Genomic DNA, 23817 nt, shown 5'->3' on the forward strand with positions numbered 1-23817 from the left:
TAAATTTTTTAAACCTTAAAAACATCAATTAGCGATGGAAAAATTCTCAAAAGTTAAAGCTGCTGTTGCTGCTATTGAAGCAGATGTAGAAAAATTTTATAATGCTGGCAATGCAGCTGCTGGTACTCGTGTGCGTAAAGCAATGCAAGATCTTAAAGTTTTAGCACAAGAAATCCGTGCAGAAGTAACTGACAAGAAAAACTCTGGAAAATAATATTTCGCGAGTAAGAAACAAAAAGGGTTCTGGTATGCCAGAGCCCTTTTTGCGTTTAGGGTAGACTTACGAAGTCTATCTGCAAGAGGCCTATAAGACTTCGTAAGTCTGGCCACCCCATAAAAAGATAAAGCTCCCCATCGCGGAGAGCCTATATCCAACTAACAAAACATATTTTTTTAGGTAAGCCCAGGTTTACCTTATCCTTTTTTCACCAATTTATATTCGATTACCGGTTTACCGCGTTCACCACCATCGCCAGAAATGTAGCTGTTGAATTTCAGTTTATAATAATTACCAGTAGCGTCTTTAATAATATAGCAAAGATCACTTTTAACTGCGCCGCCCGTACCAGCTTGGCTAGGTGAAGTTCTCCAGGTTGTACCAATTACATCTTTAGCCGATAGAAAAGTAAGACCAGCCAGATCAGTCTCTGTAAATGTAGCGTAAGCATTTTTTTTAACTACCATTGCCGCACTTACGCCACCTAAATTATTGATTGACACAAAATCCTGAACCCAATAAGGCGAGCCTAAACCAGAATTGAACGTACTATAACTCCATGAAATATCCCATGCGTTTTTTACCGGTTCGGCCTGAACAATTTTATTGTTTTCTAATGAAACAAAAACCAGGTTATAATCAGCACTTTTAGGCACATCCAAAGTTTTTATTACAGTTTCGTTTAGTCGGGCATATTGAATTTTGTAGCCTGAACCATTACGTGTAACTTTTAATTTAAACCACTTGTCTTTATCCTTATTTCCTTCGTAGCTTAATAGGTAAACTTTGTTTTCTGCTTCAGTAGCACTTACTTCGGCAAAAGCTGTTTTAGTGATATTTCCATCCCAGTAATCAACTAACGACACCGTAAGCGGATCCATGATATCATGATTTAAATTAACTGATGTTCCTGGATCTGCCAATGTAACTGCTGTAATATCGGTTTTAGAAGTTGCAGTTGCTGTAGTTTGATAGGAAGGGTTAAGCACAACTCTGAATTTGCTATCAGAGGTTAATCCGATATTAAAACTTTTTCGCTCTGCGGAAGACTGTTTATCAGCACTAAAATCTGCATAAACGATATTCGTATAGTTTGATTCTGCTGTTTTACCACTAAGTGTTAAAGTACTTCCATCAGAAGGTGGGGCAACAAAAATTGGTTCTTCTGTATTCTTTTTACAGGCCGTAAATGTTGTAGCTAAAAACGCGATAGCGATTAATGGGTTCAGTTTATTCATGTTATTATAATTAATGTTGTTTATTGTTAAAGTTTATTCCAGTTATAGGTTAGCCCAAGCAGGTACGATCTGCCATAACTATATGGAACATCGCCACCTGTGCTGTGTGCTCCACCAGTTGCGGTTGAAGTGTTGCTCAATTGTGTAACATTAAAGAGGTTTTTAATACCTGCATTAATGGTTAAAGATTTAAATAGATTTTTGTTCAGCATTAAATCTGCAGTATGGAAATCGTCAATTTTCGTCAGTTTTACTGAGTTGGGATCGTTTTCGGCAGTAAGTTTATAGCTTGGTAAGCTCCCCGTATATTTATAAAAGAGGCTGATACTCCCATTTATTTTCGGAAGGGTATAAGTTATATTCGAGTTTACTTCCGTAGCCCATGCAAATTCAGGAGTCTCCAAGTCTGGATTGCTCACTCTTAAATCATTATATCGGCCGATATATGATACGCCCATTGTAGCCTGAATATTTTTATAGATCAACGTATTGTCTAACGTACCACCTGTGGTTTTATATTTATCTACATTAAATAGTGAGGTTATGGAGTTATCTGTAGGAGACTGGGCAAAATTAATCCTGTTTTTAAACAAATTGTAGAAACCCGACAGCGTAGAACGGAACTGCAAATCTTTTTCATGTATGCCGGCCCAGGCCAAGGAGCCATTAAAACTGTTCGATTCTTCGGCTTTTAAATTGGCGTTACCTAAAATATTATGACTGGCATCTACAAAATCGTAATATAATTCTCTCAATGCCGGAGAACGAAAACCTTTAGCGTAAGCCAATCGAAGATCTAAATCTTTGGTTAACGTAAACTTGGTATTTAATGATGGAATTATAGGAGGGGAATCGTAAATTGAGTTTTTAATAAACCTCAATCCTGGCCTTACACTTATTCTACCAGCAAGTTTAACCTCTGCAGAAATAAACGCAGCATAATCATTAATTACAGGTGATCCGTTAATTCTCTGTCCGCCAGCAGCATCTCTATTGTATTCGATGCCAGGCTGAAATGAAACTGACTTATTTAAAGTGTAAATTGCTGTGGCCCTAAAAATAGCTGAGTTGAATTTTGCTATATCTTGTTCGCCCTTATCGTCGCTTAAACGTTCTGTGTTGTTTGTAAAATTATGGATAACGGTATGGGTTGATCGTTGTAAATCGGTGTAACCTCCTATAGCTGTGACCTGTAATTTATCATTTACCCTCCATTCAGACTGCAATTGTTGCGTATAACGCTTGGTGGTATAGGTGGATAGCTTTCCTTCTAAACTTGATGGATTTATACCAAAACGCGAATCGATATCCTCGTTTAGCCCATCTAAACGATACCATATACTAAAGTTTTGATTTCTATAACCGATTTTAGTATGACCAAGCCATTGCTCCTTAGGCTTCCATTGATTTTTATAGCTATTAAATTCTTCTAAAAATGCTGTTTTCGGAGCCATATTCCAGCCACCAAAATCGTTATGTGATGCACCAAGCAAAACACTCCAGCCTTTTTGCTGCCAACTCATACTTAAATTCTGATTATGCTGACCTGCACCATTGAGTAGGTTATATTCTTTTCCGGCACTTTCTTCCTGTACACGCGCATTAACGCTTAACAATTGCTTTCCTGGATTTTTGGTTATGATATTAATTACCCCTGCAAGCGCATCAGTGCCATACACAACAGACATCGGGCCCTCTACAATTTCTATCCTTTCAATGGTGTTAATGTCAATTTGGTTTAAACTTTCGCGGGCATCAGATCGGTCTACCATCGGTACACCATCCAATAAAATTTTAATATTCCGTCCAGTCATCCCCATTAAAGAAACATCAGTTGTACCTAAAGTTAAATCGTTGCTAAAACGGAAACCGAGTTCGGTATTTAAAATCTGCTGCACATTGGTTGCAGCTCTTAACTTAATCCGCTCTGCATTTATTGTTTTTACATTGTATACCGAGTTCCTCAAGCTTTGTGGTCTATATTGCCCCGTAACCACTACATCTTTTAAATCATTTGCTTTTGTAGTATCTACTTTAATTTCTTGAGCCACAGTAACAAATCCACAAAGCGATAAGGCAACTGATAAATATATTTTCATTTATTTAGACTAATTATAAATAATTGTGCAAATTTGTGGATAATCACAAAAAACAGATAACGCTAAACGGATAATTAATACCGCCAAACGGATTAAATGAATATGGAATCATCGTGATTTTTCAAATCACAAGAAGGTGTGAATAAAATTGTGCGTGCTTAAGCACCCTTAAAAAACCGAGCTTTTGCGAGCGCATTAACTAAGCGAAACGTTCTCTTGAACACTATAGAGAAAATAAATGCAAGTGAAAAATACCATTGAAAACAATGAGCAATAAATTAATAATTTATACAGATGAAAATTAAACTCTCAAACTATCCTAAAGGAAACATCGTTTATAAGAATGTTTATCTTGATAATTTTGATAGCATAAAAGACATAGATGAGGCAGATATAACATTTGAAGAGAGCGATGTAAAGTATAATATAAAAGAAATGTGGTTTAGGGGTATCCACATCGGTATTATAGAGATCCATCCGAATCAGGAAGAGAATTTTTGCTTTGAATGTTCTCAGCCACATACCGGCTTTCTATTTTGCCTGAATGGTGCTATTAGTTATTATTATAATCATCAGCAGGATAATTTATTATCATTGGCTAAAAACGAGCAGGATTTTAATGCAGGTGGCGTTAGTTCAATCAAATTTAAAATAACAGAGAAAACCAGATACCTTTATATACAGCTCACAGAAGATTATTTTCGACAGGTAACAGGAGGAGAACTTGGTAACGACATCAAAACGGAAAAATCAATCAGTCCGGAAATCGGATCGATACTGCAGCAGATTATTTACCCAAAACACGAGGGTAGGGTAAAACGTCTATTCCTAGAAGCCAGGATATTTGAGTTGATTATCGCCTATTTTAATCAAAAACCAGAGAAACAAACACACGTTTTAAAAAAGGAGGATATAGAAAAGATTCTGTTGGCAAAACAATTGGTTGAGCATGATTTGCAGAGGCCAAATTCGTTAATGGAACTTTCGCGCAAGGCTGGGATTAATGATTATAAACTTAAAAGAGGATTTAAGGAACTAACCGGTTATACCGTGTTTGGCTATTTATATAAAATCAGGATGGAAAAGGCGTATTATTTTCTATCTAACGAAAAGAAAACGGTTAACGAAGTTGCCTTCCTTGTAGGTTATAAAAATGCACAACATTTTATCACTGCTTTTAAAAAACAGTTTAATATTTTACCTGGAAGTTTAAACAAAAGCTAGAAATTTAGCGCAAACGTTTGTTTATTCTTTCACCTCGTTTACAATCAGATCAGACTCTACAATGGTGTTGTAGTAAGCCTGGTTCTCAGAATTAGGGCTGTGAATAAGATCCAACAGAATATTAGCTGCTTTTTGACCCTGTAAATATGGGTATTGCTCAACTGAAGCTACCGGCGAATTATCCAAATAGCTGATAATGGGCAGATTTGCATAACTCACTATATCAAAATCATTAATTACATTCAGTTTTTTGAAATATTTAATCAGGAATAGGGCTACATAATCGTTAAAGGCCACAATTGCTGTAGGTTTACGTTTATGATTTAAAAATTGATTGGCTGCGTCGATAGTACCTTCTTCAGTTAAATCACAGTTCACCACCAACGATGGATCGAATTTTAAGCGGTTGAAAGTAATCGCCTGCATGTAGCCATCTTTACGTTCCTCACTTGCGTACAAGGTACTTGGCCCATTAATCATACCAATACTTCTATGTCCTTTTTTTAAAAGATAGTTCACCGCTTTGATTGTTGCACTCTCCAAGCTACAAGCTACGTAATGCACATTTTTAAAAGGAGGTATCCGGTCAAAAAATACGACAGGTATATTGAATGAATTGAGTTTCTCGAAATGATCGAACTTTGAAGTGCCCTTACTGATGGATACCAATAAACCATCTACACGTTGATTTTTCATTTTTTCAACGAGCTTTACTTCCTGCTCATAATTATCGTGCGACTGCGCAAAAATAACCGTATAGTTTTTCTTAATGGCTTCATCTTCAATTGCAGAAATAGCTGTAGAGAAAAAGTGTTCTGATAGTTCAGGTAAAATTACGCCAATAGTATATGTTTTCCCTTTTTGAAAAAGAATTGCCGCGTTATTAGGCTCATAGTTTAGAGACTTCGCCAGCTGCTTAATTTTCTCCCTGGTTACCGCTCCAATGCTCGGATGATCGTGCAATCCCCTGGAAACACTAGATGGAGAAATGTTTAGAATTCTGGCTATTTCTTTGATGGTTGTTGGTTTCGACTGCATTCTGAGTGCTAAACTACATTAAATTTCTTCAATATGTAATATTACAAAATTAATCAAACGTTTGCGTTGTTTTTTTTTCTCATTTCTTTCCTCTGCTATATAAATATCAATACTTTCGGAAAGGCTAAAGGCCATACGTTCTAAAAAATAATAATAGAAAAATTATAAATAGAAAGCAATTTTAGTCCCTTAAAAATCAAAATTGATATACAATCATAAACTACACCCCAATAATTAACAATTGTACCCCTCAATTTGGAGGGGTATTTAAACAAAAAAGACGAGAAGTGTTCGTACCACTCCTCGCCAAATTGGGTTATTTTCCTGCAAGCAGGCACAAAAGTTATCTAAGCTATATGTTTAACCCTTATTCAAAGGTATAAAATTTACGCATTTTTTTTAACAGCCTATTTGTTTCCGCCAATTGTGAAATACTTTATATTTTTACAGCACTTTTAACCAAATAAACAACACACACAAAAGGATCCTTTTAACCTTTAGCGAATTTTTAGTTTACATAAACGATATTAAATATTTTATTAAATTTAACATAGGGTTAATAAAGGAAGTTCTTTCTTTGGCATTCTTTAAAACCTTAAAAGTCATTCCCTAATTGTGCATATGTACGAAGAATTAGAAAGTAATTTTTTTCTTATTGTAAAATTGGACAAAGCAAAGGCATTTGGCCTGGTGTTCGATGCTTATTGGAATGCACTTTACAAACAGGCCTGCAAAAAGGTTCATTGCAATGATCTTGCGCAAGACCTTGTGCAGGATGTATTTGTTAGTCTATGGGATAAAATAGAGCTTTTAGATGCCGAGGGTAGTGTATTGGCTTATCTTTTTGCTATTCTCCGTAACAAAATTTTAAAACTTTACGAAAAAGACGAGGTTCGTTTAAGGTATGCCTTAAGTGTAACATCAAGTGCAAGCCCATCTGATGTACATTCTCAAAACACGCTCCTCGAAAAAGAATTGAAAGCAATTATCGATATCGAAGTAACCCGGATGCCAATCCGGATGAAAGAAATTTATATGCTTAAAAAAGAAGATGATCTTTCTATCAGGCAAATAGCTGAAGAACTATCGTTATCAGAGCAAACGGTAAAAAACCAACTCCAGATGGCCTATCAACGTTTACGTGCAAAGATTAAAAATTACGATTCTTCTCTGGCCTTACTGGCATTGTTTATTGCTAAACACTTGTAACTCCATCCAGATTACTTCACTATGCCAATAATTTGTATGTCTGTTACCTTTCAGGAAGGTTTTTCAATTTATTAAAAAAAACATTAAATGCCATGGTACTTTTTACATGGTAACCGTATATCTCTATAAAGGCCACTATTTTGAATACGAACGAAATCAAATATTTAATCGGAAAGTACAATAGCCAAACTGCTACACCAGAGGAAAAAAAGCTGGTAGAGGAGTGGTATGAACGTATAAATGGTGCAGATCTGAACCAAAACCAGTTTGAAGATAGTAAAGTAAAAAAACAAATTTTAAATCAGGTTTCTTCACGCATAGCAAATAAAGCAACAACAAAAACCAAGCAGATCAAATTAAATTATACACTGTTTTTTAAAGCTGCAGTTATTTTAATCGCTCTGATTGCAGGTAGTTATATTTATTTTAGCAAATCAGATCGTTCAGGCGTTTTAACCCCATCTACTAAAACAAATAAAAAAACAATTGTTCCAGGTGGCAATAATGCGGTATTGTTACTGGCCGATGGCTCTCAGATCATCCTCAATAAAACTTCAGACGGACAATTGGCAAACCAATCGGGTGTTGAAGTAATTAAAACAAAAAGTGGCGAATTGCTTTACCGGTTTACAGGTAATTCAAATGCGAAAGCGGGAGCCATTAATACGGTAAGCACCCCTCGGGGTGGCCAATACCATTTAATTTTGGTTGATGGTACTGAGGTATGGTTAAATGCAAACTCTTCGGTTAAATTCCCTACTGCTTTTGTGGGCAACGAACGCAAGGTGGAGATTACTGGCGAGGTATATTTCGAAGTGGCTAAGAATAAGACCAAACCATTTATTGTTCATACGGATCAATCTGATATCAAAGTGCTGGGTACTCATTTTAACGTGAATACTTATGCTGATGAAGCTTATGAGCGTACTACCTTACTTGAAGGCAGTGTAGAAATTAAACATGGTGATAAAAAAGCACTTCTGAAACCTGGCCAACAGGCGAGCTTTAACGGAAAAGTGGATGGGATTAATGTGAGTGAAATAGAAGATCTGGAGGCTGTAATTGCCTGGAAGAATGGCTATTTCCAGTTTGAAAAATCGGATCTCCCGGCAGTAATGCGCCAGATTTCGCGTTGGTATGATGCCGACGTTATCTATAACGGCAAAATTCCGGCAAAACAATACACCGGAAAAATACCTAGAAATGTAAACGTGGCAAAATTGATCGAAATGCTGGCTTATAGTGGCATCCATTGTAAGGTAGAGTACAATCAGATTACAGTAAACCCTAAATAAATAACCAAACCAAGTCAAACTATAAACGCAGCATATGAAGATATAATACTCTAAACCATTCGACTTCAATTTCCTCTACAAACAATGTAAAGTGTTCGTACCACTTTTATTTGCCATTTGGAAATTGACTGCCTGCGCCAGCTATTCTGCGGCAGGGGCACAATAAGTTATCTAAGCAATTATATTTTAAACCCAAATTCAATCATGAATTTTAGTATTTTTTTTGCGCCCGGATCATTAATCCGGCGTAAGCCCACACAATTAATATTGGTGATGAAGCTAACCGCACTATTTTTATTCGCGTGCCTATGCCAGGTAAGCGCAAGTGTTTATAGTCAGAACATCACATTGAGACAAAAAAATGTTTCGATGGAAGTGATATTTAAATCAATAGAGAAACAAACTGAATATGTTTTTCTTTACGATAACCTTGAACTGCAAAATGCCCACAACGTAAGTATTGATGTTAAAAATGTACCTCTTGAGCAAGTCCTGAATTTATGCTTTAAAAATCAGTTATTGACATATAAAATATTTGATAAAACAATCGTACTCAGAAAAAAAAGCGAGCTGATATCAAATCCCTTCTTTGAAACCATCAGTGGCAAAGTTCTGGATGAAAATGGCCAGCCGATTGTTGGGGCAAGTATAATGGTCAAGGAAACAAAAACGGTAACCACGACTAATGCTAATGGTTATTTTTCCATTAACGCCAATATTGGCACAACACTAATCGTCTCTTTTATTGGTTACACTACCAGAGAAATTACTATAGACAGTAAGCGGGATTATAGCATTTCTTTGCAAGCTACCACAACCGAACTAACAGATGTGGTTGTTACAGCCCTGGGGGTTAAACGTTCAGAAAAATCGCTGGGTTATGCGGTGCAAAAAGTAGCCGGTAAAGAGCTGCAAACCGTTAAAGGGGTAGATGTTGGTACTTCATTAACTGGAAGGGTTTCGGGTTTAGTGATTAAAAACTCAACCGAATTTAACGCCAGGCCAACCATCGAGTTACGTGGTGAGGGTGCTTTGCTTGTTATTGATGGTGTGCCTTATGGCAACATGACATTAAGAGATGTGCCTACAGATGATATTGAAAGTATGGATATACTTAAAGGTCCCACAGCCTCTGCATTGTATGGCTCAAGGGCATCTGGTGGCGTACTTTTAATTACGACTAAAAAAGGTGCCGCTGGTAAAGGCTTATCTATCGATTTGAACAGCAGTACCATGGCATCACTGGGTTTTCTGGCTATACCCGAAGTACAAAGCTCCTATGGCAGGGGACAGAACGGCGTAATTGATAACGATTATGTTTGGGGGCCTAAGCTGGATATTGGTAAAACTGCCAGAGATTGGAATCCCATTACAAAGCAGTTTGAAGATAACATGCCTTTGGTATCGAAAGGAAAGGACAACCTGAAGAATTTTACTTCTACAGGTATTATCTTAAATAATAATGTAAGTATTGCCCAAACCGGCGAAAATGGAAGTTTCAGGATCGGCCTAAACGATATTTATAATAAAGGACAGTTTCCAAACCAGAATCTGAACATGATAAATTTAACCATGTCGGGAGAGATGAAGCTTAGCGATAAATTTAAGCTGGAAGGACACATGGGGGTAAGTCGCCGATGGGCCGATCAGATTTGGGGCGGTGGTTATAATAACCAGGGCTATTTGTACCAGTTAATTATGTGGACAGGTACCGAATACGATATCCGCGATTATAAAGACTACTGGAAAGTGCCTTATAAAACACAAAACTGGATGTATACCAACTGGTATGATAACCCATATTTAATTGCTAACGAAAAATTAAACGGTATCCAAAACAATACCGTAAATGCTAATGTTACGGCTAATTACCAAATTAATAAAGATTTTAATTTATTAGTGCGTTTAGGATACGATAACTATAACAATAAAACTACTTTCCGTAATCCTACTGCCAATATATATTCCACCCGCGGCGGCGCGGTTAATGGTAGCGGATGGAATGCTAACGGTATGTATTCTATCCAGGATGCTAAAGGTTTCAGTACCAATGATGATGTGATTCTGAGCTACAAAAAGAAACTAGACAGATTTACTATCGATGCTTTAGCAGGTGGAACAGTTTACTATTTCGTTGACGAATCATTAAGTGGAACAACTAAAAACGGATTAATTTCACCAACTTTTTATTCGTTAGCTGGTTCGGTAGAGCCACCTACAGTATCGCAAGGGTATAGCACCAGGCAGATCAACAGTTTGTACGGCAGGGCTTCTATTGGCTATAACGATGCTATTTTCCTTGATTTTACGGGAAGAAACGACTGGAATTCTGCCCAACCAAAAGCATCACGATCTTATTTTTATCCATCCATTGGTTCAAGTATCGTAGTTTCAGAATTGGTGAAACTGCCTAAGGTAATCGATATGTTTAAAATCCGCGGTTCGTGGGCGGTATTTAAAACCGCTTTAGGGGTATATGCCACAAACAGAACCTTCGGTACAACAACTGCCGCATGGAATACTTTAAATTCTGCAAGCTATCCATCGTCGTTATTGGGTAACAGCCTGCTGCCAAGCGAACAAAGAACATACGAAATTGGGGCTGCTGGATATTTATTTAAGAAACGCCTGCATTTTGATGTAGCTTACTTTAATAAATATTACTATAACCAGCAGGTAAGCACTTCAATTCCTGCATCATCAGGTTTCTCATCTACTTTGGTTAATACACAAGAAACTTACGAAAGAAGAGGCATTGAAATTACTGTTGATGGATCTGTGATCAGGAATAAAGACTTCGAATGGTATTCTACTATCAACTGGTCTAACCAGCATCGCTATTATGTCAATCTCGATCCTGTATACTCACCCGATAATTTATGGGTAAAAAAGGGAGAAAGGTTAGATACCTATACCGATAACTACTGGGTTAAAGATCCTGAAGGCAATGTAATTCATGAAAGTGGTTATCCCGTTTGGAGCGATTATGTTAAAAAATTAGGTTACGGCGAGCCCGATTTCAGTTTTGGCTTTATCAATAATTTCACTTATAAAAAGTGGTCGCTAGGTATTAATATCGATGGCCGTATTGGCGGTCTAATGTATAATTATGTATATGACAAAATGTTCGATTCTGGAACTGCACCTGAAACAGATAACGAATATCGCTATAACCAGGTTGTGCTAGGGCAGAATAACTACGTGGGACAAGGCGTTAAAGTGGTATCAGGTAGTGTTACCTACGATAAATATGGACAGATTACCAGCGATACACGCAAGTATGCCGTAAATGATGTGCCTATCGGTTATCAGGATTATGCACAATGGTACCGTGGTGGTGATGCAAGGGTACAGAATGAATCGTTTATTAAGCTTCGTGAAGTTTCGCTGGGTTATAGCTTATCATCAAAAACAGCAACCAAACTAGGTTTAAAGAGTGCGTCTTTTTCTTTAACTGGTCAAAACCTGTTTATGTGGACCAATTTCAAATACTCAGATCCTGATGTTGATACCGAGAACCTAAACTCACCATCAATGAGAATGGTAGGATTTAACGTTAAAGTAGGTTTCTAGTTATTTATTGTTTAAGGAAGATTTTATGAAAAGTAAATTTTTAAAATATAGCTTATTGTTGCCAGCGTTGGCATTATTAAGTAATGGTTGCAGCAAGTTCGACGACATTAATACCAATCCAAATGCAACTACTCAGGTAAATTCGGCTATGCTGGCTACAGGGATGATATTAAATATCACGCGTGGAGATATCAGCAGTGCCAAATCTTTTATGCAGCCATTTTTACTGGGTAAGTATCTTACTTGGGGCGAGGGACAGGAGAATTTTCAATACAATAAAATTAGCCGGACTGATTTTAGCCGTATAACCCTCTTACGCAACATTACGCCCATGGAAAATTACGCGACCAGCGACGGGCTGAAAAAATCTTATCAGGCGTTGGGCCATTTTATCAGGGCTTGGCAGTTTTTTATGACTACAATGCAGGTTGGGGATATTCCTTATACCGATGCAGTTAAAGGTGAGTCGGACGCCATATTACAACCTAAATACGATAGTCAAAAAACAGTTTTTCTGGGCATTCTGAGCGAACTGGATCAGGCCAATACTTTATTTGCTTCAGGGGCTACTTTTGAAGGCGACCCTATTTTTGCAGGTAATACCGATAAATGGAGAAGATTAACCAATAGTTTTGAGCTGCACGTACTTATTAATCTCTACAAAAAAACAGGCGATGCCGACCTAAAAGTAATCGAACGCTTTAAGGATATCGTGGCTAACCGCCCATTAATGAGAGATTATAACGATAATTTTGCATTGGCATACAATGCTACTGCTGGTCAAAATTATCCTTGGAGCGATGTTCCGGCCGGATCTGGTAATTCATTTGTAAAATCTAATTATACGATGTTAACCAATGTATTGTTAGAGCCGCTAAAGACAACAAGTGATAAGAGACTATTTTATTATGCTAAACCATCGCCTGTTAAAATAACCGCTGGTGTTTCGCAGTCTGATATTGCCGCATATCCAAGTATAGAGCCTTCTGATTCGTTTTCAAGCTTGCAGACCAGAAGGGTGAATAAAGATTATACCGATATTAATATTAGATATGTAAACCTGGTTAATGCTGAACCTGTAGGCGTTTTTAATTATTGGGACCTACAGTTTATCCTTGCCGAAGCAACTATTCGCGGATGGATAACTGGTACACCAGCACAAACCTATTATGCTAATGGGATTACAAATTCTATGAAGTTCATAGCCCAGTATACACCTGATCTGGCCGATTATCATCACAACATGAAAATGGATGTAGCCTATATTGATACCTTTCCTGCTACCGTGGCCTTAACTGGCTCAACAGAGCAGCAAATAGCGCAGGTAATTACACAAAAATACGTAGCCAGCTTTTTGCAGGGAAACAAATACCAGGGGTGGTTCGAAAACCGAAGAACAGGTTATCCGGTATTTAAATTAAACTCGACCACGAATTTAAATTCACCTTCTACTAATTTTCCATTAAGGTGGTTATATCCTTCGAATGAGCTGAATTACAATTCGGCCAACCTTTCGGCTGCTGTTGCCAGCCAGTATGGTGGTAGCGATGATGTAAACCAGACGATGTGGCTTTTAAAATAGTACGCTCCTGATCAACTTAAAAAGTTCTCTGCTATTAACGCGGAGAACTTTTTTGCTTTAAACCACAAGTAATCCATACGTCATATATCTAAAGCATGCTATTCTTTTAAAATCATATTCCTACTTTGGTTTTATTAATTTTTGAAAATGATAGCTGTATATCTTTTACTTTTTATCTTAATCGCATTCTTCATTATAACAAACCTGCCTGTTTTTGGCCGTTTACCAAAGGGATTGCGGCTGGAAAAAATCCACCATTTGGCCAATTATCGTGATGGCGCACTGCAAAATCAATCGGTAACACCAATGCAGCCTGAGGGTGTAAGCTTTTTTAAGATTTTGAAGGCATTTTTTTTTGAAAAACACCCTGATAAAGTTCCGGATAAAGCACTCCCTTTTATTTTGCCTAACATAAACGGCGACCCTAAAAGCGATACCCCTGAAATTATTTGGTTTGGTCATTCATCTTACCTGATCAAAATAGATGGCTTAAGGATTCTGGTCGATCCTGTTTTTAGTAAAACCCCATCTCCATTTTCATTTATTGGGAGTAAGGCTTTTTTAGGTACAGACGTTGTAAAAGCGGAAGAATTTAAGAATATTGATCTTCTGATCATCACACACGATCATTACGATCACCTGGATTATAACAGTATTTTGAAAATTGCACCACAAGTTAAAACCATAGTAACTTCGTTGGGCGTAGGAGAACATTTAGAAAAATGGGGAATTAAAGCTGATAAGATAAATGAATTGTGCTGGAAAGAATCGATAACCTTATTCAGTAACGTGAAGTTAACAGCGGTTCCGGCAAGGCATTTTACCGGAAGAAAATTTAAAAGAAATCAAACCCTTTGGTCGGCCTTTGTATTGAAAACTGAAAACTACCAATTATTTTTAGGAGGCGATTCAGGTTATGATACACACTTCGCCAAAATAGGTGAGGAGTTTGGCCCTTTTGATTTAGCTTTGCTCGAATGTGGACAGTACAATGCCTATTGGCCGTACATCCATATGTTTCCCGAAGAAACAGTGCAGGCTGCTATCGATTTAAAAGCAAAAGTTTTAATGCCGGTGCACTGGGGCAAATTTAGCTTAGCCATGCACCCCTGGAACGAGCCCATAAAAAGAGTGGTTTTAGCTGCAGCAGCAAATCAGCTTCCTCTGGTTACCCCAAAATTAGGTGAAACAATAATTTTAAATGAATATTTACCAACGGAAAATTGGTGGCTTGAAGAATAAAAACTAAACAATAATTGTACTATGGTGTTTAATTCTAAAATCAAATACAATTATGAAAACTGATCTTGTTGAAATTTTTCAGACCATTAGAGCCGGAATACAGCCCTATGCCACCCGCGGATATACGGTACACGAAAATTCGGAAAACGGCTATGATCTTTATAGTGAAAAAAACATTGAATTAAACGGTGAAAAAGTAACTGAACGTTTTTTTTCAGGTGTTTATATTAATGGAGATGCTGTAGAAGTTAAAATCAATACCGATGAGTTTTCCACTACAAATCATAATTTAAGTGATTTTGGCGAAAACAAAGCGGGTTTGAAAATTTCAGCCCTTGATGATTCTAAGCTAAAAGAAGTAGAAACACTGGTAGAAATTATCCATACTAACTTTAAAGAAAAAGAATGGATTTAACAATCGGATGGTTAAATTTGTAGCAGATAATTTTTCTAAACAAGCTTCTACTGATTGAATAATTTAACTTCTGATTCTAACTGGCATCACCAATTAAGCCTAGCACTTGCTAATAATAAAATTGGTTGCTTTTTTTTTATAGCGCATGAATTTCGATTATTACGGACTGATCATCAATTGATCATTCATCTGGTAAATTTAAACAATAAATTTACCCCACAACATCTCATTGAGCTGCAGGAGAAATATCTTCAAGAAGACATTAAACTCATTCATCTTTGGGAAGATCTGTGGCAATCAAAACCAGATCAGGTTTTAGCGAGAATAAAATCTTTGCTTGGCAAAAATATCCGAATTCATGGCAGAAAAACCAAAGCATTCAAAATTACCAAACCCGTTGCGGATTCTTTTTTAATTGAAAATCACTTACAGGGATCAGTAAGCAGCCGATATAAAATTGGTTTATTTGAAAAAGATGAGCTTGTGGCTGTCGCTACTTTTTCGGCACTACGCAAAATGAACCATACTGAAAATTATAGATCGGCAGAATTGATCAGGTTTGCGGTTAAAGCAGGCTATTCTATTACTGGGGGGCTTAGCAAGTTGATTGCTTTTTTCGCTGAAACTTATAAACCTAATGACCTGATGACATATGCAGACCGCGACTGGTCGGCAGGAGCGGCTTATACTAAACTAGGATTCACCCAAACAGCAATTTTAGAACCTCAAATATATGTTCTGGATGAAAATCTAAACCGCCTGCTTAAAAAGGATAATCAGGTTTTGGCAACGGAAGTGTTTAATACGGGAAGTTTAAAGTTTATCCTCAAATTTTAATGGATCAGCATAATCTCATCATCATTTTAGGTGCAACTGCATCTGGTAAAACGAAACTTGCTGTAAGTGTTGCTGAAGCGTTAAATGGCGAAATTATTAGTGCAGATAGCCGCCAGATATTTAAACAGATGGATATTGGTACTGGGAAAGACTTACAAGAGTACCATATTAATGGCAAAACGATTCCTCACCACCTCATTGATATTTTAGCTCCCGGTGAACGTTATCATGTAGATGCCTTTAAAAACGATTTCTATGAAGCTTTTGAAACCATAACAAAAAAAAACAAAATACCTATCCTTTGCGGTGGAACAGGAATGTACATCCACAGTCTTTTGCAAAATCAAACTTTTACAGCCATTCCCGTCAATCAAGAATTGAGAGATCAACTAAATCTATTATCGAAAGAAGAGTTGATTTCAAAATTGCAAAGAGATAGAAGCCAAAACATCGATCATGTTGATCTATCTTCTAAAAAAAGACTGATCCGAGCATTAGAAATAGCACAATATTTGAAATATAACCAGCTGGAAGCTATAGAGCGGCCCGAAATTAAACCCATTATTTTTGGCTTAAAGAATGAAGTCGAAATAACACGTGCAAAAATCCTGGCAAGGCTTGATCAAAGATTTAAAGCAGGCTTAATTGAGGAGGTAGTGCAATTGCTTAAAGAAGGTATTAGTAAAGAAATTCTGGTTTTCTATGGTTTGGAATACAAATTCATTGTTAATTATCTGGATGGCTTATTTACATTGGATGAACTGAAACTTAAACTTGGCATCGCCATTTGCCAATATGCTAAACGGCAAAATACCTTTTTTAGGAAAATGGAAAAGGACAGTGTTGAGATCATTTGGCTCGATGCATCAGCACCTACAAACCTGTTAAAACAGTTTGTAATTGAAAAAGTTTCACTTAATAAAAATTAACTTTCATTGGTCATCTTAATGTTGGTTTATGGCCTAAATGACATTAAAAAAGCCCTTTTGGCACAACCTTTGTATTTGTTGCAGCATATTAGTTTAACTCAAAAACAATACTTTAAAATGAAAACAATTACTAAAATCATTGCTACTTCAGCAGCTGTCGTGGCTTTATTCTTTACCACAAATGCTAACGCGCAATCTTCTCAAAAATTAGGAATAGGAATTTTTGGCGGTATACCAACAAGCGATGCATATAGTGTAGCGCTTGGTGCAGATTTACGTTATCAATTTGATATTGATAAACAATTATCGATTCCCGTTACTGCTGGTTATACCCGTTTCTTAGGTAAAGAAATTGGTAATACTGGTGTAGATGTTCCAGATTTTGGATACATTCCTGTAAAAGCTGGTGTTAAATATTTCTTTAACGAATCGGGTTCCGGTATTTATGGTTTAGCAGAACTTGGTGCAGGTTTTGGTACTAACGAAGGTAGTGGAACATCATTTGTGTATTCACCAGCTCTTGGTTATGCCTGGAGTAACGGTTTAGATTTAGGCGTAAAATACGAAGGCTTAGCTAAAGATGGTAACAGTACTGGTTATGTTGGCCTACGTTTAGCATACGGATTTAGTCTATAAGCTTAATCACAAATAACATTGGAAGCCCCCTTTTTTAGGGGGCTTTTTTATTTCATAACATTCTGAAAAAAATGAAAATTTAAAAATCCACCTCAGGTATTTTAACGTATATAAACCAAACCCTTAATTAATAACTTAAAATATCTAAGATGAAAACAGTTACTAAACTTTTTGCAACGACATTAACGGCCTTTGCAATATTAAGCACTTCAAATTTAAAGGCTCAAACAATGGGCACCACCGAGCCGATGACAACAGGAAGCGGAATGGCTTTTAAAATCGGTGTGGGTGTAAACGGTGGATTATTTCCGGACAAGTCTGAAATGGATTATGGTTATGGTGCAGATGTAAAACTTCAGTATGATTTAAGCCCTTATGTGGCCCTTACAGCTTCGGGGGGTTATACCAGATTAAAATGGAAAGGAAGTCCGCTTAAGTTCGAATTTATCCCTTTATTAGGCGGTGTTAGAGTGTTTCCAGTCGAAAGAATGTACTTAAGTACTGAGTTAGGCTCTGGTTTGGCCATAAAAGATGGTGCTAATATGAACTTTATTTATACCGGAGGTTTAGGTTATGAATGGAAAAACGGTCTAGATCTTGGTGTAAAATATGAAGGTTATGTAAACAATAGCGCTTCTGATCTCTACTTCATGAAAACCGGACAATTTAACCTGAGATTAGGATATAATTTCAAATTATAATTAAAACATCATTTAATTTAAAGTCCCGATGAAAATCGGGACTTTTTTATTTATTTACCATTTTAATTGCTATTTTGAGCCGAAAACCAAATACAATGAAAAGAATATTCGGATTAGTAATACTTACCGCTTTAATGGCCTGTAACCAGGCAGAAAAAAAATCTACAGAAACTCAAGATTCAATAAAAACAGATTCGGCATCGGTTAAAAATGAAGTTTCTATAAAAGACAAACAGAAATCTGAAATCTTTAACCAATATGTAGATTTAAAAAATGCACTGGTAAAATCAGATTCAGCTAGTGCACAAAAATCTGCAGCACAGTTACAAACGAGTTTGGCTGACTATAAAGGCTGTGAGCCTACTGCAGCTGTTGCGGGCAAAATCGCTGCAAGCAATAATCTCGTTTCGCAGAGAAAAGATTTCACAGTTTTAAGCGCTGATTTAATTGCATTATTTAAGAATGCGGAAATAGAAAAAGGCACTATTTATGTTCAGCATTGCCCAATGGCTAACAAAGGTGATGGAGGTGACTGGTTATCAACCGAAAAGGAAATTAAAAATCCTTACTATGGCAAAGAAATGTTGGAGTGTGGGCGAGTTGCCGAAGAAATCAAAGCAAAATAAGATTTCAAATCCTGTCTAATTAAGCACGATTGTTACGTCATTTTGACTAATTATTCATATTAATTTAACAGATTTGTTATGCATGTATATTAATTTTATATAATTTAGAAAGCTATAAACACAATACAATAATATGTCAGATATTGCAGAGATTAAAGTTGATGGTAAGACAGTAGAATTGCCAGTAATTACAGGAACAGAAGATGAAAAGGCCATTGATATTTCAAAATTAAGAGATCTAACAGGTTTTGTGACTTTAGATACTGGTTTTAAAAATACTGGTTCTACAAAGAGTAAAATCACATTTTTAGATGGTGAAAAAGGCATTTTAAAATATAGAGGTTATTCGATTGAAGAGCTTGCCGCAAAATCGAGTTTTTTAGAGGTTATTTATCTGATCATTTATGGAGATCTGCCAACGCAAAAACAACTTGAAGATCTACAGGCTGACATAAGCAAGCATACTTTGATCCATGAGGACATGAAGAAATTTTTTGATGGTTACCCATCAAGATCTCATCCAATGGGTCAATTAGGTTCCCTGATCTTCTCGTTATCTACATTCTACCCCGAGTGCTTAAAACCAAATCAAACTGCCGAAGAACAAGATTTAACCATTATTAAACTTTTGGCTAAATTCCCAACCATTGTTTCTTTCGTTTATAAAAAATCATTAGGTCATCCACTTATTTATCCAAAAAATAAATACGATTATGTAACCAATTTCCTTTGGATGACATTTGGACAACGTACAGAAGATTATGATGTAAATCCGATCGTTGTTAACGCCATGAACAAATTGCTTATCCTGCATGCAGATCACGAGCAAAACTGTTCAGCATCTACAGTACGCATCGTAGGTTCGTCTGATTGTAATTTATATGCTTCAATTGCCGCTGGTATTGCTGCACTTTGGGGTCCACTACATGGTGGTGCTAATCAAGCAGTGATTGATATGCTTGAGTTGATTAAAGCTGATGGTGGTGATACAGAGAAATGGATTGCAAAAGCGAAAGACAAAAACGATCCATTCCGCATGATGGGTTTTGGACACAGGGTTTATAAAAACTTCGATCCAAGAGCTAAAATCATTAAAAAAGCTTGTGATGATATCTTAGAAAACCTAGGCATTGATGACCCGATTTTAGAAATTGCCAAGAAACTAGAAGAAGCAGCTTTAACCGATCAATACTTCATAGACCGTAAGTTATATCCAAATGTAGATTTCTATTCAGGTATTATTTACCGCGCATTAGGCTTCCCATCCGAAATGTTCACTGTGTTATTTGCTTTAGGCCGTTTACCAGGATGGATTGCACAATGGAAAGAAATGCACGAAAACAAAGAGCCGATAGGCCGCCCTCGCCAGATTTATGTTGGCGAAACCGATAGAGAATTTGTTGAGCTTAAAGACAGAAAATAATTTCATTAAGCATAAAAAAACCACTCGATAATATCGGGTGGTTTTTTTATGAGGTTAACTCTTTACCAAATTGTAATCATCCTGAATCTATTTCTGTATCTTATCCTAAATCAGACCCTGAAATAAATTCAGGATGACGTTTGGATTTATTATGTAGCCACGAAATAAATCAGGTTGATCATGACCATTTCCGAAAGCTTAAAAGCAACTGAGTATAGGATCAATATCCAGAATATTTTAAAGATAGTACTCCAGGTTTTGCGCTGATAAAAAACGGTAAGCGCTTTAAACATGTACCAGAATAAATATACGGTAACCCCAACTTCGATAATTTTGCTGACCAAAGAAGTTTCCCCAAACACATGTTTCATAATGGGTTGGGTAAAAATGGAAACGATAAAGTATACCATCATGCCATGGATGGTAAAAATCAGGTGATCCAAATAATAGATATGGTTTTTCCTGAAGTTGAGCATAATAAACCAGGCCAGTAAAGGCATCAGCAAAAAGTATTGTTTTGGTCGGTTATGTTCTAAAGTTTCCTGAATGACCTCCGATTTTTCTCCAATATTAATTGCCCTTTTTTTGATCATCCGCTCATACCAATTGTCTTGCTCGGTGGGAGGTAATTTCTTTTGCCTTCCTAAATAAGCTGCATAAGTGCTATCATTTCTTTCAATATGGATCTCATTATAATCTTCGATCATATCGGCAATAGAATCAGATGCTAGTTTATCGTTTTCGGTTCTAAGCCTGTTCAGTTCTTTTTCCTGATCAGCAAAGCCCATTTTAATAAATTCTTTTTTCCGAATCGCTTTATTAATCGATTTGGTCGTTCTATCTGCAATGCTTTTAGGCATTCCCGTAAGTTTGAGGGCTTTATTTACACTATCAGTTACATTTTCGCTCTTTTCATTTTCAATACCGATCCCGCCATGATCAGGATCCTTTTCAACATGTTTTGGTGAATACACGACCAAAAAATATACGATTGAGACGAAGATGTACATGCTCACCGGATTAATATACCTTGCTCTTTTGCCAGCTAAATAATCGAGTGTAACCTGGCCGGGCTTTGTTAAAAGAGGAGAGAGGGTTTGAAAGAACTTATTATCAAAGTGAAAATAATGCGCGATACTATGACTAATAAAAGCCCAGAAGCTTTCTTTTAACTCTAAATTTGGTTGACCGCAATCGCTGCAATAATGTTTCTCAACATGAGCACCGCAGTTTAAGCAATTGTGTTCTTTTCTATACTTACCAGCTGACATGGAATAAATTATAAATGGTTAATGGCTTCTACTTCTGCCCTTGTATGTTTGTGTTTAAATATGACTACAAAAACTATTGCGATAACCAGAACATAAATGGTGAAAGATAACCAGATGTTATGCCAGTCTTTCACATCTAATGCCCTGCTTAAATTTCCATTCTCTAATACACTGATTCCTTTGTTTTTCAAAAATTGAAGCAGATGTTTATTGTCTGCTTCGCTCTTTACATATTTTGATAAAGAATCGATACTGCTATAATAGGTAGTAAAATATTTATTGATCATCCAACCCGACACCAAACTTCCAAACACAGCTCCGAAACCGTTAGTCATCATCATAAATAAACCTTGAGCAGATGAACGTGTTTTTGGTGTGGTTGAAGTTTCGACGAACAATGAGCCCGAAATATTAAAGAAATCGAATGCCATACCATATACAATACAAGACGTGATGATCATCCATAAATTGGCAGAAGGATCGCCAAAGGCAAATAATCCAAAACGTAATACCCAGGCAAACATGGCAATTGCAATTACCCATTTAATCCCAAATCTTTTCAAAAAGAATGGAATGGCAAGAATAAACAGTGTTTCCGATATTTGAGAGATGGATAGAATGATAGTAGAATATCTGATTACGAAAGATTCTGCGAAAACCGGGAATAATTTAAATTCATCTAAAAAAACATCACCATAAGCATTGGTTAATTGTAATGCTGCCCCTAAAAACATCGAGAAGATGAAAAACAATGCCATTTTATAATCAGCAAACAGCTTGAAAGATTCTAATCCAAGTTTCTGTGCGAATGTTTTTTTCTCACTGATTAAATTTAAAGGTTTACATGGAGGTAGAGTGAAAGAGTATATACCTAAAAATAAAGCACTTATACCAGCAATATAAAATTGATTTGCACTTGCTTTATTCCCTGTTAAATTGGTAAGCCACATGGCGGCAATAAAACCAACTGTTCCCCAAACCCGGATGGGTGGAAAGTTTTTTACTACGTCGAAATTGCCATTTTTTAACGTTGTATAGCTGATTGAGTTACTTAATGCAATGGTTGGCATGTAAAAACACATAGACACTAATATTACCCAAAAGAAAGTATGCGGATCTTCTACTTGAGGCAGATAGAACATGGTGGCTGCGTAGAGGATATGTAAAATCGCATATAACTTTTCTGCATTGATCCATTTATCAGCAAGAATACCTGTTATGGTTGGCATAAATAGCGATGCAATGCCCATGGTGGAGAAAATTATCCCAAAATCTGCACCGTCCCATTGTTTGGTTCCGAACCAATAATTTGCAATCGTAATTAACCATGCAGCCCATACAAAGAATTGCATGAAACTCATTATAGTTAAGCGAAACTTAACGTTCATAATAGTAGTTTAGTTTGAATTATTGAAAGTAAAAGCTGAATATAGAACTATTTTGAATGATAATCCAAAATGAACCTAAATTATTTTAAACAATTTGGCTCATCTTAGAATTTAGCTTTTTATTGAAAGGATTTGAGAAAAAATCTAGACAAATTTTGATTAGGTGAACATTTTTATGAGCAACAACGTTAAGATGTTCCGCGTTTATTCAATTCATCTCTTAACCTTGCAGCTTTTTCATAGGCTTCCTCTGCAATGGCCTCCTGTAACTTCTGCTGAAGTTCTTCTAATGTCAAATCACCAAAGCCTTGTTGTTGGGTTGAGGTAGGCAAGCTATCTGCTTCAGGCTCTTTTGCAATAGAATCCATATTTTCGAGAAAAAGAAAATCATTCCCTTCAATTACGATTCCGGCAGAAGCCAAAATAAATTCGTAGGTATAAATCATGGCATTAAACCGAACGGCCAAAGCAATGGCGTCAGATGTTCTGGCATCAACTTCATGTGTATTTTTACCATCGCTACAGATCAACTTAGCATAAAAAACACCATCAACCAGATTGTAAATGATAATTTCCTGAATATTGATATGAAAAGTATCAGCCATTGATTTGAACAAATCATGTGTTAATGGCCTACTAGGAGTCATTTTCTCAATTTCTATTGCAATGGCCTGTGCTTCAAATGCACCAATAATAATCGGTAACCGTCGGCGTCCATTTACTTCTCCTAAAACAAGGGCATAAGCACCAGATTGAGTCTGGCTGTAAGATAAACCTACAATATCTAATTTAACTTTTTTCATATTTGTCGATGTCATGTTGAGCTTGTCGAAACATTTAATTTAATCCTTCGACAGGCTCAGGATGACAAAAA

Annotated in this window: 20 protein-coding genes; 14 read left to right on the forward strand and 6 right to left on the reverse strand. The window is 36.5% G+C overall.

Annotated elements, in window-relative coordinates:
* Positions 1-34 precede the first annotated feature (34 nt).
* Positions 35-214, forward strand: coding sequence for a hypothetical protein (locus tag ACN9MR_RS10125; protein WP_010602585.1), 180 nt, complete (start codon positions 35-37; stop codon positions 212-214).
* Between the two features lie 200 nt (positions 215-414).
* On the opposite strand, the gene ACN9MR_RS10130 is transcribed toward ACN9MR_RS10125, so the two are convergent.
* Together ACN9MR_RS10130 and ACN9MR_RS10135 are read right to left on the reverse strand one after the other, a co-directional pair.
* On the reverse strand, positions 415-1455 hold the full coding sequence (locus ACN9MR_RS10130) for an HmuY family protein (RefSeq protein ID WP_426329579.1): 1041 nt from the start codon (positions 1453-1455) through the stop codon (positions 415-417).
* A 26-nt stretch (positions 1456-1481) separates the two neighbouring features.
* Entirely contained in the window at positions 1482-3554 is a 2073-nt protein-coding gene (locus tag ACN9MR_RS10135) for a TonB-dependent receptor plug domain-containing protein (protein WP_426329580.1), read from the reverse strand.
* Positions 3555-3848: 294 nt separating this feature from the next.
* Here ACN9MR_RS10135 and ACN9MR_RS10140 point away from each other — a divergent pair, with 294 nt between their 5' ends.
* Positions 3849-4778: a helix-turn-helix domain-containing protein gene (locus ACN9MR_RS10140; RefSeq protein WP_426329581.1), complete on the forward strand. Its 930-nt coding sequence runs from the start codon at positions 3849-3851 to the stop codon at positions 4776-4778.
* Positions 4779-4799: 21 nt separating this feature from the next.
* Here ACN9MR_RS10140 and ACN9MR_RS10145 read toward each other — a convergent pair whose 3' ends face one another.
* Entirely contained in the window at positions 4800-5816 is a 1017-nt protein-coding gene (locus ACN9MR_RS10145) for a LacI family DNA-binding transcriptional regulator (RefSeq protein WP_426329582.1), read from the reverse strand.
* Between the two features lie 621 nt (positions 5817-6437).
* On the opposite strand from ACN9MR_RS10145, the gene ACN9MR_RS10150 reads away from it, so the two are divergent.
* From ACN9MR_RS10150 to ACN9MR_RS10205, 12 genes are all read left to right on the forward strand, one after another.
* The gene (locus tag ACN9MR_RS10150; protein WP_426329583.1) at positions 6438-7025 is read left to right on the forward strand and encodes an RNA polymerase sigma factor; all 588 of its coding nucleotides are present in this window, start codon (positions 6438-6440) and stop codon (positions 7023-7025) included.
* A 140-nt stretch (positions 7026-7165) separates the two neighbouring features.
* Complete coding sequence (locus ACN9MR_RS10155) at positions 7166-8320, forward strand: FecR family protein (protein WP_426329584.1); 1155 nt, start codon at positions 7166-7168, stop codon at positions 8318-8320.
* Between the two features lie 204 nt (positions 8321-8524).
* Positions 8525-11893 (forward strand): SusC/RagA family TonB-linked outer membrane protein, encoded by a 3369-nt coding sequence (locus tag ACN9MR_RS10160; protein WP_426329585.1) that lies wholly within the window; start codon positions 8525-8527, stop codon positions 11891-11893.
* 25 nt (positions 11894-11918) lie between these two features.
* Positions 11919-13475, forward strand: coding sequence for a SusD/RagB family nutrient-binding outer membrane lipoprotein (locus ACN9MR_RS10165; RefSeq protein WP_426329586.1), 1557 nt, complete (start codon positions 11919-11921; stop codon positions 13473-13475).
* A gap of 147 nt (positions 13476-13622) precedes the next feature.
* Entirely contained in the window at positions 13623-14717 is a 1095-nt protein-coding gene (locus ACN9MR_RS10170; RefSeq protein WP_426329587.1) for an MBL fold metallo-hydrolase, read from the forward strand.
* Between the two features lie 52 nt (positions 14718-14769).
* Positions 14770-15132, forward strand: a complete 363-nt coding sequence (locus tag ACN9MR_RS10175; protein WP_426329588.1) for a hypothetical protein — start codon at positions 14770-14772, stop codon at positions 15130-15132.
* Positions 15133-15309: 177 nt separating this feature from the next.
* Positions 15310-15969 (forward strand): hypothetical protein, encoded by a 660-nt coding sequence (locus tag ACN9MR_RS10180; protein WP_426329589.1) that lies wholly within the window; start codon positions 15310-15312, stop codon positions 15967-15969.
* Positions 15969-16898: a tRNA (adenosine(37)-N6)-dimethylallyltransferase MiaA gene (miaA, locus tag ACN9MR_RS10185; RefSeq protein WP_426329590.1), complete on the forward strand. Its 930-nt coding sequence runs from the start codon at positions 15969-15971 to the stop codon at positions 16896-16898. Before ACN9MR_RS10180 ends, miaA begins: the two co-directional genes overlap by 1 nt.
* Before the next feature lie 117 nt (positions 16899-17015).
* Positions 17016-17534, forward strand: coding sequence for a hypothetical protein (locus ACN9MR_RS10190; RefSeq protein WP_426329591.1), 519 nt, complete (start codon positions 17016-17018; stop codon positions 17532-17534).
* Between the two features lie 149 nt (positions 17535-17683).
* Entirely contained in the window at positions 17684-18235 is a 552-nt protein-coding gene (locus ACN9MR_RS10195; RefSeq protein ID WP_426329592.1) for a hypothetical protein, read from the forward strand.
* A 95-nt stretch (positions 18236-18330) separates the two neighbouring features.
* Positions 18331-18861 (forward strand): DUF3347 domain-containing protein, encoded by a 531-nt coding sequence (locus ACN9MR_RS10200; RefSeq protein ID WP_426329593.1) that lies wholly within the window; start codon positions 18331-18333, stop codon positions 18859-18861.
* Between the two features lie 133 nt (positions 18862-18994).
* Complete coding sequence (locus ACN9MR_RS10205) at positions 18995-20284, forward strand: citrate synthase (RefSeq protein WP_057934373.1); 1290 nt, start codon at positions 18995-18997, stop codon at positions 20282-20284.
* 149 nt (positions 20285-20433) lie between these two features.
* Here ACN9MR_RS10205 and ACN9MR_RS10210 read toward each other — a convergent pair whose 3' ends face one another.
* The 3 genes from ACN9MR_RS10210 to ACN9MR_RS10220 form a co-directional block, all read right to left on the reverse strand.
* On the reverse strand, positions 20434-21555 hold the full coding sequence (locus ACN9MR_RS10210) for a DUF3667 domain-containing protein (protein ID WP_426329594.1): 1122 nt from the start codon (positions 21553-21555) through the stop codon (positions 20434-20436).
* 8 nt (positions 21556-21563) lie between these two features.
* On the reverse strand, positions 21564-22943 hold the full coding sequence (locus tag ACN9MR_RS10215) for a nucleoside permease (protein ID WP_426329595.1): 1380 nt from the start codon (positions 22941-22943) through the stop codon (positions 21564-21566).
* Between the two features lie 188 nt (positions 22944-23131).
* Positions 23132-23746, reverse strand: a complete 615-nt coding sequence (locus ACN9MR_RS10220) for a bifunctional nuclease family protein (RefSeq protein WP_029275168.1) — start codon at positions 23744-23746, stop codon at positions 23132-23134.
* Positions 23747-23817 lie beyond the last annotated feature (71 nt).

It is taken from the genome of Pedobacter sp. R-06, assembly GCF_049913135.1.
Taxonomy (GTDB): domain Bacteria; phylum Bacteroidota; class Bacteroidia; order Sphingobacteriales; family Sphingobacteriaceae; genus Pedobacter.

Excerpts from the sequence above, each read along its gene's own strand:
- ACN9MR_RS10210 (WP_426329594.1), bottom strand. The coding sequence starts at position 21,555 with ATGTCAGCTGGTAAGTATAGAAAAGAACACAATTGCTTAAACTGCGGT.
- ACN9MR_RS10170 (WP_426329587.1), top strand. The coding sequence starts at position 13,623 with ATGATAGCTGTATATCTTTTACTTTTTATCTTAATCGCATTCTTCATT.
- ACN9MR_RS10140 (WP_426329581.1), top strand. The coding sequence starts at position 3,849 with ATGAAAATTAAACTCTCAAACTATCCTAAAGGAAACATCGTTTATAAG.
- ACN9MR_RS10135 (WP_426329580.1), bottom strand. The coding sequence starts at position 3,554 with ATGAAAATATATTTATCAGTTGCCTTATCGCTTTGTGGATTTGTTACT.
- ACN9MR_RS10165 (WP_426329586.1), top strand. The coding sequence starts at position 11,919 with ATGAAAAGTAAATTTTTAAAATATAGCTTATTGTTGCCAGCGTTGGCA.
- ACN9MR_RS10175 (WP_426329588.1), top strand. The coding sequence starts at position 14,770 with ATGAAAACTGATCTTGTTGAAATTTTTCAGACCATTAGAGCCGGAATA.
- ACN9MR_RS10215 (WP_426329595.1), bottom strand. The coding sequence starts at position 22,943 with ATGAACGTTAAGTTTCGCTTAACTATAATGAGTTTCATGCAATTCTTT.
- ACN9MR_RS10160 (WP_426329585.1), top strand. The coding sequence starts at position 8,525 with ATGAATTTTAGTATTTTTTTTGCGCCCGGATCATTAATCCGGCGTAAG.
- miaA (WP_426329590.1), top strand. The coding sequence starts at position 15,969 with ATGGATCAGCATAATCTCATCATCATTTTAGGTGCAACTGCATCTGGT.
- ACN9MR_RS10150 (WP_426329583.1), top strand. The coding sequence starts at position 6,438 with ATGTACGAAGAATTAGAAAGTAATTTTTTTCTTATTGTAAAATTGGAC.
- ACN9MR_RS10220 (WP_029275168.1), bottom strand. The coding sequence starts at position 23,746 with ATGAAAAAAGTTAAATTAGATATTGTAGGTTTATCTTACAGCCAGACT.
- ACN9MR_RS10195 (WP_426329592.1), top strand. The coding sequence starts at position 17,684 with ATGAAAACAGTTACTAAACTTTTTGCAACGACATTAACGGCCTTTGCA.
- ACN9MR_RS10130 (WP_426329579.1), bottom strand. The coding sequence starts at position 1,455 with ATGAATAAACTGAACCCATTAATCGCTATCGCGTTTTTAGCTACAACA.
- ACN9MR_RS10205 (WP_057934373.1), top strand. The coding sequence starts at position 18,995 with ATGTCAGATATTGCAGAGATTAAAGTTGATGGTAAGACAGTAGAATTG.
- ACN9MR_RS10190 (WP_426329591.1), top strand. The coding sequence starts at position 17,016 with ATGAAAACAATTACTAAAATCATTGCTACTTCAGCAGCTGTCGTGGCT.
- ACN9MR_RS10200 (WP_426329593.1), top strand. The coding sequence starts at position 18,331 with ATGAAAAGAATATTCGGATTAGTAATACTTACCGCTTTAATGGCCTGT.
- ACN9MR_RS10145 (WP_426329582.1), bottom strand. The coding sequence starts at position 5,816 with ATGCAGTCGAAACCAACAACCATCAAAGAAATAGCCAGAATTCTAAAC.
- ACN9MR_RS10125 (WP_010602585.1), top strand. The coding sequence starts at position 35 with ATGGAAAAATTCTCAAAAGTTAAAGCTGCTGTTGCTGCTATTGAAGCA.